Below are 13,054 nucleotides of genomic sequence, written 5' to 3'. Positions count from 1 at the left end.
TTGATTTTTCATGCTTCTGGGACGCACCGCCAACGGCCTCTACTGGATGAACCGCTATATCGAGCGGACCGAGAACATGGCGAGGCTGATCGATGCCGGCCTGCGCATCGCGCTGACCCGCAGCCAGGATGCCTCCGAGGAATGGAAATCGGTGCTGCTCTCCGCCGGTGCTGCCAGCTCTTTTGCCGGGAAACACTCAGACTACACGGCGGAAAACGTTGCCGATTTCCTGTTGCGCGACATGTCGAACCCGTCGAGTGCCGTGGCGGCGATGGAGACCGCGCGCAACAATGCGCGCATGGTGCGCACGGCTTTGACGCGGGAGACCTGGGAGAGCATCAACGAAGCGTGGATGGCGCTGAAGCGCATGCTGGCGTCTCCGATCGATCAGCGCGAATTGCCCGGCGTGCTCGACGCCATCAAGCGTGAAACCGCTCTGATCCGCGGTTCGTTCTATGGAACGATGCTACGCAACGAGATCTTCGATTTCGCCCAGCTCGGCACCTACATGGAACGCGCCGACAACACCGCGCGTATCCTCGACGTCAAATATTACGTGCTTTTGCCCTCGGTCTCCTGGGTTGGCTCGTCGCTCGACAACTACCAGTGGGAATCGATCTTGCGGTCGGTTGCGGCGCACCGGTCCTATCGCTGGGTCTACGAGGCCGAATACAAGCCGACCAACATCGCCGAGTATCTGATCCTCAATGCGCGCATGCCGCGTTCGCTGTCGTTCAGCTATCGCTTCCTTGCCGAGCATCTGAAGTTCCTCGGCGAGGACTATGGCGCCCGGCATCCGGCGCAGGAGATCGCCGAGCGGATCTATGCCCGTCTGCGTGGCACCGAAATCAAGGACATCTTCGAAACCGGTCTGCACGAGTTCCTGGCCGACTTCATCAGGGACAATAACCGGCTGGGCGATCAGGTCGCCCAGGATTTCGGCTTTTATTGATCGGATAGGATGATGCGGCTCAAGGTCAGCCACCGCACCGAATACAGCTATGACGAGCCGATCCGCTACGGCTTGCAGCGGCTCAGGCTGTGGCCCGCGAGCGGTCCGGCGCAGACGATGTTGACCTGGGCGCTGCACATCGAAGGCGCGCGGGAGGAGGTGCGTTTCCTCGATCAGTTCGGCAACGACACGCGGCTTCTGTCCATCGATGGAGATCCGCATACGATCAGCGTGGTGGCTGAAGGCGAGATAGAGACCAACGATACGGCTGGTGTTTCGGGACCACATCGCGGTTTTGCGCCGCTCTGGCTGTTCGAACACCAGACGCCGCTGACGGCGCCCGGCACAGCGATCCGCGATCTGGCGGCAAGCGTCGGCGATGGAGGCGATCTGCAGCGGCTGCACGGGTTGATGGCGCTCATCCAGCAGCGGATAGCTTATGTCACCGGCACGACGGACTCGCGCACGACCGCCGAGGAAGCACTGGTGAAAGGGACCGGCGTCTGCCAGGACCACTCACATGTATTTGCCGCTTCGGCCCGGCTGCTTGGATTTCCCGCGCGCTATGTCAGCGGCTACCTGATGATGAACGACCGGGTCGACCAGGTTGCCACGCACGCCTGGGCGGAGGCCTATGTCAGCGACCTCGGCTGGGTCGGCTTCGATGCAGCCAACGGCATGTCGCCCGACGAACGCTATGTGCGCGTCGCTGTCGGCCGCGACTATCGCGAGGCGATGCCGATAGCCGGCATTCTGATCGGGCATACGCAGGAACGGCTTGCAGTCCACATCACGGTAGAGCAGTAATCCGGCATAAGAACATTTGCCGGAACTGGAATCGATGACCTATTGCGTCGGCATGAAAATTGACCGTGGCCTGGTGTTCATGTCGGACACGCGGACCAATGCCGGGGTCGACAATATCTCTACCTTTCGCAAGATGCGCATCTGGGAGCAACCGGGCGAGCGCGCGGTCGTCTTGATGTCGGCCGGTAATCTGGCCACCACGCAGGCCGTGGTCAGCCTGCTCGACGAGCGCACCAAGGCTGCCGCCGAGCGTGCGCCGACGCTGCTCGAAGCGCCTTCGATGTTCCAGATCGCACGCATCGTCGGCGACACGGTCAAGGAAGTGATCGCCCAATCGGCCCCGGCCGGCCAGACAGCGGATGCTGCCTTCAACGCCTCCTTCATTCTCGGCGGCCAGGTCAAAGGCAGCGAACCCCGACTGTTCATGATCTATCCCGAAGGCAATTTCGTCGAATGCAGCGACGACACGCCGTTCTTCCAGATCGGCGAGACCAAATATGGCAAGCCGATCATCGTGCGCGCCTATGACCGCGCAATGAGCTTTGCTGAAACGGTGAAGCTTTTGATGGTGTCGTTCGATTCGACGCTGAAATCGAACCTGTCGGTCGGCCTGCCGCTCGATCTGGCGTTCTACGAGAAGGACAGTTTCAAGATCGGGCTGAAGAGGCGCATCGGCCCCGACGATCCCTATTACCGGAGTGTGTCCGAAGGCTGGTCGGATGCCTTGAAGGCCGCGTTCCAGAGCTTGCCCGATTTCATCGAATAATCGAATGCCTGGCCGGTCCTGAGGCTGATGGGGAGGGAGAATTGCCATGCATAGCGAGGCGTTTCGCCATTGGTCGCAGAAGGCCGCCGAATGGGGCGCCGACTATCGTGACGGCCTGCGCGACCTGCCGGTGCGACCGCGCCTCGAGCCGGGCCAGGTGCTGAACACGATTGCCGCCAGCCCGCCTGAGGCCGCCGAGCCGATGGACGAGATCTTCGCCGACTTCGAGGCCAAGATCGTGCCGGGCATGACGCATTGGCAGCATCCGCGCTTTTTCGCCTATTTTCCGGCCAATGCGGCACCGGTGTCTGTGGTGGCGGAGTATCTGGTGAGCGCAATGGCGGCGCAATGCATGCTGTGGCAGACCTCGCCCGCGGCGACCGAACTCGAGACCCGCGTCGTCGACTGGATGCGCCAGGCCCTCGGTCTGCCTAAAAGCTTTGCCGGTGTGATCCAGGATTCGGCCTCGTCGGCGACGCTTGCCGCCGTGCTGACGATGCGCGAACGCGCACTCGACTGGCAGGGCAACAAGTCGGGCCTGTCGGCTGCGCCCCGGATCCGCGTCTACTGCTCGGAGCACGTGCACACGTCGATCGATCGCGCCATCTGGATATCAGGCATTGGCGATGACAATCTGGTGCGCATTCCGAGCGAGGGGCGCTTTCGTGCCTTGTCGCCCGAGGGACTGGATGCGGCAATCGTCGAGGACCGCAACAATGGCCTGCTGCCGGCTGGCATCATTGCCTGTGTCGGCGGCACCAGCGTGGGCGGCACTGACGACGTGGCGGCGGTCGTGGAGGTGGCCAGGCGCCACGGCCTCTACGTTCATGTCGACGCCGCCTGGGCTGGCTCGGCGATGATCTGCCCGGAGTTCCGCCATTTCTGGGCAGGTGTCGAGGGCGTGGATTCCATTGTCTTCAATCCGCATAAGTGGCTGGGGGCGCAGTTCGACTGTTCGATCCAGTTCATCCGCGATCCCGAAAGCCTCGTACGCACGCTGGCGATCCGGCCGGAGTTCCTGAAGACGCATGGCCGCGACGGGATCACCAATTATTCGGAATGGTCGGTGCCGCTCGGCCGACGCTTCCGGGCGCTGAAATTGTGGTTTCTGCTGCGCGCGCATGGGCTGGATGGCTTGCGCGGGATGATCCGCAATCATGTCAGATGGAGCGAGGGGCTGGCGCGGCGGCTGGGTCGTGAGGTCGATTTCGAGATCACCAGCGAGCCTATGCTGTCGCTGTTTTCGTTCCGTCATGCGCCGCCGGGCGTTGACGATCTCGACGACCACAATCTGGCGCTGGTAGAGGCGATCAATCGCGACGGACGCATTTATCTGACGCAGACGCGGCTCGACGGGCGCGCCGTAATCCGCTTCCAGGCCGGGCAGTTCGAGGCGACGGAAGCCGATGTCGACACGGCTTTCGAGGTGATCGTCGAGATCGCACGGGCTGCGGGATAGGCGTCAATCGTAGCAAAGACCAGCCGGAACAGAACGTTCCGGCTGGCTTCATTGTTCAGGCAATGTGTCAGGCGCCCTGGATGTAGGGCAGCACCTCGATCGTGCCGCGATAGATCATCTCGCCGGCGACATAGAGGATGATGACCAGGCCGACATAGGCGATCCAGCGGTGCTTCTGCAGCAGGTTGGCGATGAAGCTCGCGGCAACGCCCATCAGCGCGATCGACAGCACCAGGCCGAAGATCAGAACGTTGGGATGGTCGCGCGCGGCACCGGCGACGGCCAGCACATTGTCGAGAGACATAGAGACGTCGGCGATGAGGATCTGCCAGGCGGCCTGGGCAAAGGTCTTGCGCGGCGCGGTACCCGCGACCTTGCCGTCCTTGTCGATATCCTGGTCGGACAAGGCTTCGACGGCCTGGGTTTCCTCGGCATGGCTGTGGCGGAGTTCACGCCACATCTTCCAGCACACCCACAGAAGCAGCACGCCACCGGCGAGCAGCAGGCCGACGATCTGGAGAAGCTGGGTCGTTGCAGCGGCAAAGCCGATACGGAGCACCGTTGCGGCGATGATACCGACCAAGATCGCCTTGGCGCGCTGGTCCTTGGGCAGGCCCGCGGCGGCGAGGCCGATGACGATGGCATTGTCACCGGCCAGAACCAGATCGATCATGATGACCTGGAAGAGGGCGGTCAGGGCCTCGGGGGTAAAGAATTCTGTCATATGGCACCCTTTGCTTTCAGCAAGGGCGGCGTGGCTTGCAGACATGATCTGCCGCACCGGGATGGCTCCGGTCGAGCAAGAATCAGGACGTGCTGAGTGGTGAATGCATCTTGAGCCAGGCCGCCGGATTGGAAACTCCAGTCCGACATCGCAGCCATGGTGACTGCCAGAGGGGCCCGGCCTGGGTGGCAGGTTGGTAATCGATCGCTGCGCGGATTTCAAGGCCGAAACCGCATTTGTTCCACATCCCGGGGAGGCCGGATATTCGACCAATGCGGCTTCGATGTGACTTTCGAAGTGCCTTTTCACTGCTTTCGTTCTGGCCTATCGTTGCTCAAAACGAAATTCAGGGAACGCTCATCATGTATCTGTCGCCGCGCCAGTCCGAGATCATCCAACTGGCCAAGGACAACGGACGCGTGCTGGTCGACGACCTGGCGAGCCATTTCCAGGTGACGCCGCAGACGATCCGCAAGGATCTCAACGATCTCTGCGACCAGCGGCTGTTGAGCCGCATCCATGGCGGGGCGCTATTCCCCTCTGGCATCGAGAACCTCGAATATGAGGCGCGGCGCAAGATTGCCGCCGACGAGAAGGACGCGATCGGCCAGGCGGCGGCGCGCATCATTCCCGACAACGCCTCCTTGTTCGTCAATATCGGCACGACCACGGAGGCCGTCGGCAAGGCGCTGCTCGACCATAAGGGGCTGATGGTCATCACCAACAACATCAACGTCGCCAACAGGATGCGGGTCTACCCTGACATGGAGGTGGTGATCGCCGGTGGTGTGGTGCGCGGCTCGGACGGTGGCATCGTCGGCGAGGCGGCGGTCGACTTCATCCGCCAGTTCAAGGTCGATTATGCGGTGATCGGCGCCTCGGCGATCGACCATGATGGCGCTTTGCTCGACTTCGACTTCCGCGAAGTCAAGGTGGCGCAGGCAATCATCGCCAACGCACGCCACGTCATCCTTGTCTCCGACCAGACCAAGTTCGAGCGCACCGCACCGGTGCGCATCGCGCATCTGTCGCAAATGGACACCTTCATCACCGACCATTGCGACATTCCCAGCATCCGCAAGATCTGTGCGGAATCGGACGTGCAGCTCGTCGAAACCAAAAGACCCGCGCCGTGAGCGCGGGTCCTGAGTGAGCGCGCCTGAGCGTCAGCGTGCCTAGTAAGGCGAATAACACTGCTGGCGCGGCCCGTTATAGGGCTGGAAGGTGTTGTCATAGGCCCGGTAGGACCGGTAGCGGTCATAACACCATTGGACATGCGCATTGCCGTAGCGGCTCGGCTGGACGTAGCGGGGCTGTGGCTGGTTGGCGATGGCGCCGCCGATGATCGCACCCGCTATGAAGGCGCCTGCCGGGAACCAGAAGTTGTTGTGGCGACGATAGCCGGGTCGGTAGTCGCGATAACCGCGATGACCGTTGAAATACACCACGTCGCCACGTTCGCGATAGAAACCGCTGCGCGGTGCGCGGAAATGGCTGGCGCTGTCGCTGCGCATCACACGGCGCTTTTTCCAGTAGCCGTCATACTGGACCTGTTGGATAGCCGTGTCGGCCTGGGGAGCTTTGGGCACGAAGGCCGGCGCCGCGACCGACTCAGCAACCGGCAGCACCGCAAACGACGCCGCGATGGCCGTTGCCATGACGCTTGAGATGAATTTGTTCATGATCGTTTCCTCGTAAAGCGGATGTTCCTTCACGGGCATAACGGCGGGAGACGACAATTGTTCCTGGGGCGGCGAGACGGAATCAGCAGTTCCAGGGTTCGAATCCCTGGGCGCTCACCTTTCTGCGTCTGTACAGCCCGAAGACATAGGTAACAGTTTGTACCTAAGACATGGGTGACAACCTCGTGCCGAACGGGTTGTCGATGGTCTGCAGGGTCCTCTGTTCGAGGTCGATATAGCCAAGATCATAGTGCATGAAGGAGACGAGCCAAATGGCGTCGTCGACTTCAGTGATTCCGAGCCTCTGGCCGGCGAGCACGGTCGAGATATTGATCTTCTTGCGGTGCATGCAGATGCGGCCACAGGCGGTGACGAGGATGTCGCGGTCATGGAAGGGGTAATGCAGGTCTGGCAGCCCCTCATAGGCTCTTGAAGAGGGCTTATAGAGTTCGTCCGGCACCTTCATGCCGATCGCTTGGTGCGGTCGTTCGGCATTGAATTCGCTGACGAATGCATCGAACCTGGCCTGCTGCTGTAGAATGTTCATGCCCGGCGGCCGGGTCGTCTCCTGCTTGAGGGTCCGGTGCATACGCTCATGCCTGCCGTTCTGCTGCGGGTTGCCGGGTTTGATGCGCTCGATGTCGATGCCCAGCCGCAGCCAGAAGACCGAGAGCCTGGACAGATTGTAGAGCCCATTGGGAGAGGCGAAGGGCAGCCCGTTGTCGCTTCTGATCGCCGCCGGCAGGCCGCGCTGTTTGAACAACCTCACGAAGGCTTCGACGACGGGCACCTCCCGCGTTGATTCGAGGGCTTCGCACAGAAGGATCATGCGCGAGGCCTGGTCAGTCACCGTCAAAGGGTAACAGTACTGGCGATTGCCGAGCCTGAACTCGCCCTTGAAATCGACACACCACAGATCGTTGGGGCAGCATGCCGCCGACAGCGGCGTGCCCTCGGCCTTGCAGCGCCGCCTCTGACGGGCGCGCGTGATAAGGCCGTGGCGGTCGAGCACGGCATGGACCGTGCTCGTCGACGGCAGCCGAACGTCGCCGGCCAGCTTGCGCACCAGAAGCTCACGGATCTTCCTGGCGCCCCAGTGCGGCTTGTCCTTCTTGGCCTTCACAATCGCCTGCTCGATCTGACAGGGCAGTTGGTTGGCATAGCGGACCGGCCGCCGTGACCGGTCGGTCAGCGCCTCCAGGCCGTCGTCCTTGTAGCGGTTGAGGATCTTGTAGCCGGTCTTGCGGGAAATCCCGAACTCTCGGCACACATCACTCATGCCCTCGCCATCCAGAAGCCGCGCAACAAAACGAAGACGTTCCTCCATCACCGAACTCTCCTTCCACGGCATCAACACCTCCGGCCAAAAGCCAAAAGTGTTACCCATGTGTCCGGTACGAAACGTCACCTATGTCTCGGGTCGCTCAGTCACAGCATTCTCCGCATCGAACTGCCAATGCCACCTGCGGCCGCAGGCATGTTTCGCCTTGTCGTGGCGCAAGCGTGATCGGTTTCAAGGAAATCCGGTACGCAGTCATGGAACACGAGGCATTTCGGCGAACGATCGATTTTGCTCGCCGATTTTTTCGTCATCCGGCGTTCATCGTGAACATGAGAAGTTTGGACAACACGATAGCCAGCGCTACCCGCACTGGCATGGGCATGGCGTCCGAACAGTTCACCGATGCTGACGTCACGTTGCGGGAATTTGTGTCGGAAGGTGCATCTGACGTCTTCCACGTTCACTACGATGACTACGCCCGTAACGCGTCAGCACTGCGCGGTCTGTTCGACTTCCTCGGCGCCCCGTTCAACGACGCTAGCATCCGGTATGTACTCAACAAGAAGCACTCAACATTCGCTGAACCCGTTTCCGGATGAACAAGCCGGAAACGCCATGCGAGAAAAGTTTCTCCACACTTCTCCCTTTTATCCCTCGTTCCGTTTCCGTTCACGGAAGCCGACAACGCTGAAGACCTTGATCTGTAAGGGTTTGAAGGTGGTGAGCGCGCAGGGATTCGAACCCTGGACCTACTGATTAAAAGCGCGTTTCTGACCCAACACCCTTGAACAGCATAGACACCATCATACAGCCGCATGTCGCGGAAACTTTGAGGAAATCTGTTCAAAGCTGTTCAGCGGCGTGTCATGCAGTTTTGACAATTCCGTACCCATGTCGTACCCAACTGAACAATCGCGTCAACAAATCAGTAGGTCGACGTTTTGCCAAAACTGAAGCTGACTGATCGCTTCGTGGCCAGTGTCTCGGCAGAGACTCGCACAGACTATTTCGACACGCAACTGGCAGGGCTGTCACTTCGGGTGGCACCGACAGGCACCAAGACCTGGAATCTAATTTATACCCGCGAGAGCGACAATGCCCGGCAGCGAGTTAAGCTAGGGCGGTATCCGGCCGTTTCCCTTGAGGTGGCCCGGAAGAAGGCGCTCAAAGCAATGTCTGCCGCTGCAGATGGCGAAGACCCTGCCCAAGCCAAGCGGGCACGGCGGGCGGCTGTCACCGTCGAAGACCTTGGCGACTTGTACATCAAGATCTACGCCAAGCCGAACAAGCGGACGTGGGAAGAAGACGCCCGAATTCTGAAAAATGAAGTCTATCCATCGATCGGCCGAATGAAGGGCGTTGCCGTGTCGCGGCGTGATCTGCTCGACATCATTGACGCTAAGTCGGCATCCGGCGCCAAGGCGCAGGCACGGAGCATTCACGCGGTGCTTCGGAAGCTCTTTAACTGGGCTGTAGACGATGGGTATCTGCTGACGTCACCGATTGCCGGTCTGAAGTCTCGCAGCAAGCCGACGCGTCGTGAGCGGGTGCTGTCAGATGACGAGGTCAAAGCGGCGTGGGGCAGCCTTACGTCGGCGTCAATTAGTCCGGTCACCGCAAACGTCCTGCGCCTCCTGTTCCTCACCGGCCAGCGTTCCGGGGAAGTCTGCGGAATGCGCAAATCAGAGGTCGATTTGCAGCGAGCAACTTGGACTATCCCAGGCGAGCGCACTAAGAACGAATTGACCCATGTCGTACCGCTTTCGCCTGCGGCCCTGGCAATTTTGACAGAGGCGGTAAACGCTGCCGAAGACGAAGACGACGCACCGCTCTTCACTCGGACAGGCGAACCGGTTGAGAGCAACGCGATTGCCCAGGCTGTGCGTCTCAAGCTGCAGGCCGGCAAGGAGCGCTGGACGCCTCACGACATACGCAGGACCGTTGCAACGGGCATGGCTACCATTGGGATCATGCCGCACATCGTCGAGGCGGTCTTGAACCACATCAGTGGTTTCAGAGCTGGCGTGGCTGGCGTGTACAACAGAGCGACTTATGAGCCAGAAAAGCGAGAAGCCCTTGTCAAGTGGTCCTCGCACCTGACAAGTATTGTTCAATAAAAACAAACGCTTAGCCGAGGCGGAACGTTAAGAGCCAAAATCAAGAACCTACAGGGAACAAAAGTTGGGGTTTTCTCGATTTGGTGTGATGTAAAAATGCCATTATTTTCAGTTAGTTAGCCTGATTGCCTGTGGATAACTGGGATGCCGGGGTGGGGACAGGTCGCGCAGACTTGGTTGCGACTCCCTGAAACAGTATTGTTAGCAATGCCAAATCAACAAAGGGCATTGCGCATGAGCACAAACAGCCGCGACTTCCGGCTGATCAGTATCAAAGAAGCCTGCCGCCTTACATCACTCAGCAGGTCTTCCATTTTCCTCAAGTCCAAGGCGGGCAAGTTCCCGAAGCCCCTTCGACTGAGCGGTGATGATGATGGCGCCCGGAAAGCGTTTCTGCTGTCTGAGGTTGAAGCCTGGATCGCCGACAAGATTGCTGTTCGAGATCAGGAGGCTGCATGAGGCGTCCCCCGAACTGCGAAGAGATGAGCGGCCAGTCGCCAAACACAACCGCCCATCTCCCTTCGATCCCAGAAGATTTGTTTTCCCCAAATTCCAAAAGGACCGTGATGGATTCCATAGCAAGGGAAGCCGCCGCCCGCCAACTCAATTCTGGCAAGGGCAAGTTTCAACTCACAGCCTTGGTTCATCCTGGCGACGCCGTCCACGAGCGCCGCATTGTCGTGCCTGGTCGCGCGGGCTGGGCATTGAATGAACTGGTAAAGGCCGGAGAAAGCGGCTGCAGCGCTGCCGATTTCCCGGCTGGCCTGCGCCTCGCTCACTTTGTCTATCTGCTGCGTCACGAATATGAACTGGTGATTGAGACAGAGCACGAGGCGCATGGAGGGCAATTCCCGGGATCCCACGCGGTTTACCGTTTGAAGTCGCCGGTTCGCATTCTCGACGATGCGAGGCAAGCCGCTGCATGAGCAAAACATCGATGCCGATTGCGTCGATGAGGAAGAACCTGCGAGGCGACGAAATACGCGTCTCGCTGGACTTCTTTGCTGGCGCTTACGTGTTCAACACGCGCGTTTTCTTCGAAACCACCGACGGGGCGATGCGCCCCGGCAAGGACGGTTTCGCTATCAAACTCGATAAGCTCGAAGAATATGCCGCAGCCGTCACCACCGCTCTAATGACGGCCAAGTCAAAGGGGCTGCTGAAATGATGGCTCCTTCGACACCATTGGCGCAGGTGACGTCACCTGGCGTTGCCGCTGCGGCCAATTGGCTGGCCGCCGAAAAGTCCCCGCCACACCCGATAGTTCCAGATCTCCGGCAGCGGTTTGGCCTAACGTTGCTTGAAGCTGTTGCTGCGGTGCGTGAGGCGACCTTGATAAAGGGGAGGTCGCATTGATGGCGGCTGCTCTTCCTCTCCATCGAGAGAACTCGCTGCGTGAAGTCATGGAGCAGCTATACGCGGCCAACTTCGCTTTGATCCCGCTGGGCGGTCCTGATGGCAAGAAACCGCTTATCGCCGGTTGGAAAGGCCGGCGCATTCCGCTCGAAGCCTGCTTACGGCGAATGGCCAACGACAATTCACAGTCCTACGGCATCCGGCTCGACGGGCTGTTAGTTGTCGACATCGACACCGATAACCAAGAAACGCGCGATTACTTCGCCGGTCGGTTTCAACAGTCAGATGTGGTGGTTCGCACTGGCCGAGGCGCACATCATTACTATCGGTGCGAAGGGTTCGTGCCCAAGGCCGTCCGATCAGACGAAGTTTCGATCGATTTCAAGGCGGGCAGCGCGCAGTTTGTAGTCGGACCCGGCTCAACCCGGCCAGATGGCCGGCTATATTTGCCTGTCCGGGGAACTCTCGGTTCATCGACTTTGCCGGTTTTTCGGGATCGTGCGCCTACTGCCCCTGCCAACGACGGCGGAAAGGTCCAGAGAGGCCAGCGCAACGGCGCGCTGTGGCGCCGCGCGGTAGAATACGCCCCTTTGGCCGACGATTTCGACGGCCTTCTGGCCGACCTTGTCGCGCTTCGCGACATCGAGTTTGACGACGCAGCCTCGGTGCCCGATGCCGAAATTCAGAAAGTGGCCGATTGGGCGTGGAAGCTCCGATTGGAAGGCAAATTGTGGGCCGGAAGGAACTCCGAAATGGGAATAAACCGTCTGGCGACCGATTTGCTTCTGCCCAGGCCGGACGGTGCCGATGCGTTGGCCCTCTACATATTACTGGTCTCAAACCATGGGCACCAACCCGGCAAGACTTTCGCAGTTGTGCCGGACGCGATCATTGCAGCCGGGTTGCTCGGGATGAGCCGACGCCAGATTTACCGGTCCCGCGATGTCCTCATCGAAGTCGGTTTGCTGGCCATTGTTCGAAAAGGCCGGGTCAAGCAGCCAAATCAATACCGTCTGCAAAGCCCGAGGGTGGTTGCCGCTCTCAACGCTGATCAAGGGGGGAGGGTTTATCCCATTACATTCAGTGCATCTGAGGCACACGAGGCGTTGGCATGAACGACGGCTATTCACGGAGCAAACCAATGGTGTCGAGCTATCTTGCTTTTGTGGCGTCACGTATGGAATTCAACGAGTTCATTCGGCCCGAAGACTGGAAGCTAACTGACCCAGCTGGCCAGTTCGCAGTCGTCGATGGCAACACAGTTGTGCGATCTGTCTATGCCGAAAAAGCAACAGACCGCTCCCTGCTATTGGGCGCTGATCCGGAGCCAGAATGGCTGCATATGGTCGAAGTAGTAGAAATCGGGAGGCATCACGCCGCGCCGGATTTCGAGTTTTACGACAACAGGCACGAAGACGAATTCGATGAAGCAGCTGCTCTCGTCGGCAACGTGGATCTGGATGCGTTGGAACGCCCAACTTTCGGACGGCGTCTCCTGTTGGTCTGGACCTGCGGCGAAGAACACGAGGTGCGTAGAATTGAGAGCGCAAAGGATTCTCTGAAGAGGGCTCTAGGGCCGACAGCTCGTTCGGTCTGGCACGGCAATAGCTTTATGGCCGTGGCCTTCTGTGATGCCCGCAAGCCGAATGACATTGCGCTCGGCTTAGAGCGGCATTTTGATGGCGAATTCGTGTGGGACTGGTTGATCGTGGAATTACTCGGTTTGCCGGTGCCAGATCGGTCTGGACTGTCGCCGTTAGCGACTTGGATAGAAACAGCTGGCCGTGCGGCGGCTCGGAGGGGCAGATGAGCCTACGCCGTGAACATGTAAGGAAGGGGTGGGTTATCCTGTCTGGCGGCCGCCCGTGGGATGATTGGGTCTATCCCAGCGAGGAATCCGCCCGGGAGA

15 protein-coding genes are annotated in these 13,054 nt (G+C 59.9%); 12 read left to right on the top strand and 3 right to left on the bottom strand.

The features are described from left to right. The first annotated feature begins 10 nt into the window (after positions 1-10). The 4 genes from IG197_RS01975 to IG197_RS01960 are packed head-to-tail and all read left to right on the top strand — an operon-like array spanning position 11 to position 3,984. Positions 11-952, top strand: a complete 942-nt coding sequence (locus tag IG197_RS01975; RefSeq protein WP_067962227.1) for an alpha-E domain-containing protein — start codon at positions 11-13, stop codon at positions 950-952. A 12-nt stretch (positions 953-964) separates the two neighbouring features. After that, positions 965-1,759: a transglutaminase family protein gene (locus IG197_RS01970; protein ID WP_192319535.1), complete on the top strand. Its 795-nt coding sequence runs from the start codon at positions 965-967 to the stop codon at positions 1,757-1,759. A 34-nt stretch (positions 1,760-1,793) separates the two neighbouring features. After that, a complete protein-coding gene (locus IG197_RS01965; protein WP_067962223.1) occupies positions 1,794-2,525 on the top strand; it encodes a proteasome-type protease in 732 nt (243 codons plus the stop codon). Between the two features lie 46 nt (positions 2,526-2,571). Then, positions 2,572-3,984: a pyridoxal-dependent decarboxylase gene (locus IG197_RS01960; protein ID WP_192316654.1), complete on the top strand. Its 1,413-nt coding sequence runs from the start codon at positions 2,572-2,574 to the stop codon at positions 3,982-3,984. Positions 3,985-4,051: 67 nt separating this feature from the next. Here the strand turns inward: IG197_RS01960 and IG197_RS01955 are convergent, their stop codons facing one another. Beyond that, the gene (locus IG197_RS01955) at positions 4,052-4,708 is read right to left on the bottom strand and encodes a TerC family protein (protein WP_067962220.1); all 657 of its coding nucleotides are present in this window, start codon (positions 4,706-4,708) and stop codon (positions 4,052-4,054) included. Positions 4,709-5,070: 362 nt separating this feature from the next. Between IG197_RS01955 and IG197_RS01950 the strand changes: the two genes are divergently transcribed. After that, a complete protein-coding gene (locus IG197_RS01950; protein ID WP_067962218.1) occupies positions 5,071-5,844 on the top strand; it encodes a DeoR/GlpR family DNA-binding transcription regulator in 774 nt (257 codons plus the stop codon). 39 nt (positions 5,845-5,883) lie between these two features. Here IG197_RS01950 and IG197_RS01945 read toward each other — a convergent pair whose 3' ends face one another. Together IG197_RS01945 and IG197_RS01940 are read right to left on the bottom strand one after the other, a co-directional pair. Continuing rightward, positions 5,884-6,390, bottom strand: a complete 507-nt coding sequence (locus IG197_RS01945; RefSeq protein WP_192316652.1) for a BA14K family protein — start codon at positions 6,388-6,390, stop codon at positions 5,884-5,886. Between the two features lie 163 nt (positions 6,391-6,553). Further along, positions 6,554-7,741 carry an IS481 family transposase gene (locus IG197_RS01940; protein WP_192315358.1) on the bottom strand — a complete coding sequence of 396 codons (1,188 nt, stop codon included), beginning with the start codon at positions 7,739-7,741 and terminating at the stop codon, positions 6,554-6,556. Positions 7,742-7,893: 152 nt separating this feature from the next. On the opposite strand from IG197_RS01940, the gene IG197_RS01935 reads away from it, so the two are divergent. The 7 genes from IG197_RS01935 to IG197_RS01905 all read left to right on the top strand — a co-directional run bounded on the left by IG197_RS01935 (position 7,894) and on the right by IG197_RS01905 (position 12,955). Next, on the top strand, positions 7,894-8,271 hold the full coding sequence (locus IG197_RS01935) for a hypothetical protein (protein ID WP_192316650.1): 378 nt from the start codon (positions 7,894-7,896) through the stop codon (positions 8,269-8,271). A gap of 342 nt (positions 8,272-8,613) precedes the next feature. After that, the gene (locus IG197_RS01930) at positions 8,614-9,789 is read left to right on the top strand and encodes a site-specific integrase (RefSeq protein ID WP_192316648.1); all 1,176 of its coding nucleotides are present in this window, start codon (positions 8,614-8,616) and stop codon (positions 9,787-9,789) included. Between the two features lie 234 nt (positions 9,790-10,023). Further along, positions 10,024-10,248, top strand: a complete 225-nt coding sequence (locus IG197_RS01925; protein WP_192316646.1) for an AlpA family transcriptional regulator — start codon at positions 10,024-10,026, stop codon at positions 10,246-10,248. Continuing rightward, on the top strand, positions 10,245-10,715 hold the full coding sequence (locus tag IG197_RS01920; RefSeq protein ID WP_192316644.1) for a hypothetical protein: 471 nt from the start codon (positions 10,245-10,247) through the stop codon (positions 10,713-10,715). Before IG197_RS01925 ends, IG197_RS01920 begins: the two co-directional genes overlap by 4 nt. Then, positions 10,712-10,957 carry a PC4/YdbC family ssDNA-binding protein gene (locus IG197_RS01915; RefSeq protein WP_192316642.1) on the top strand — a complete coding sequence of 82 codons (246 nt, stop codon included), beginning with the start codon at positions 10,712-10,714 and terminating at the stop codon, positions 10,955-10,957. The genes IG197_RS01920 and IG197_RS01915 overlap by 4 nt, the downstream gene beginning before the upstream one ends. A 187-nt stretch (positions 10,958-11,144) precedes the next feature. Further along, on the top strand, positions 11,145-12,260 hold the full coding sequence (locus tag IG197_RS01910; RefSeq protein WP_192316640.1) for a bifunctional DNA primase/polymerase: 1,116 nt from the start codon (positions 11,145-11,147) through the stop codon (positions 12,258-12,260). Beyond that, on the top strand, positions 12,257-12,955 hold the full coding sequence (locus IG197_RS01905) for a hypothetical protein (protein WP_192316638.1): 699 nt from the start codon (positions 12,257-12,259) through the stop codon (positions 12,953-12,955). Before IG197_RS01910 ends, IG197_RS01905 begins: the two co-directional genes overlap by 4 nt. Positions 12,956-13,054: the final 99 nt, after the last annotated feature.

The sequence above is a fragment of the Aminobacter sp. SR38 genome (genome assembly GCF_014843375.1).
Taxonomy (GTDB): Bacteria; Pseudomonadota; Alphaproteobacteria; order Rhizobiales; family Rhizobiaceae; genus Aminobacter; species Aminobacter ciceronei.
The sequence above is the reverse complement of the archived record's forward strand: the minus strand, read 5'-3'. Positions and strand labels throughout refer to the sequence as shown.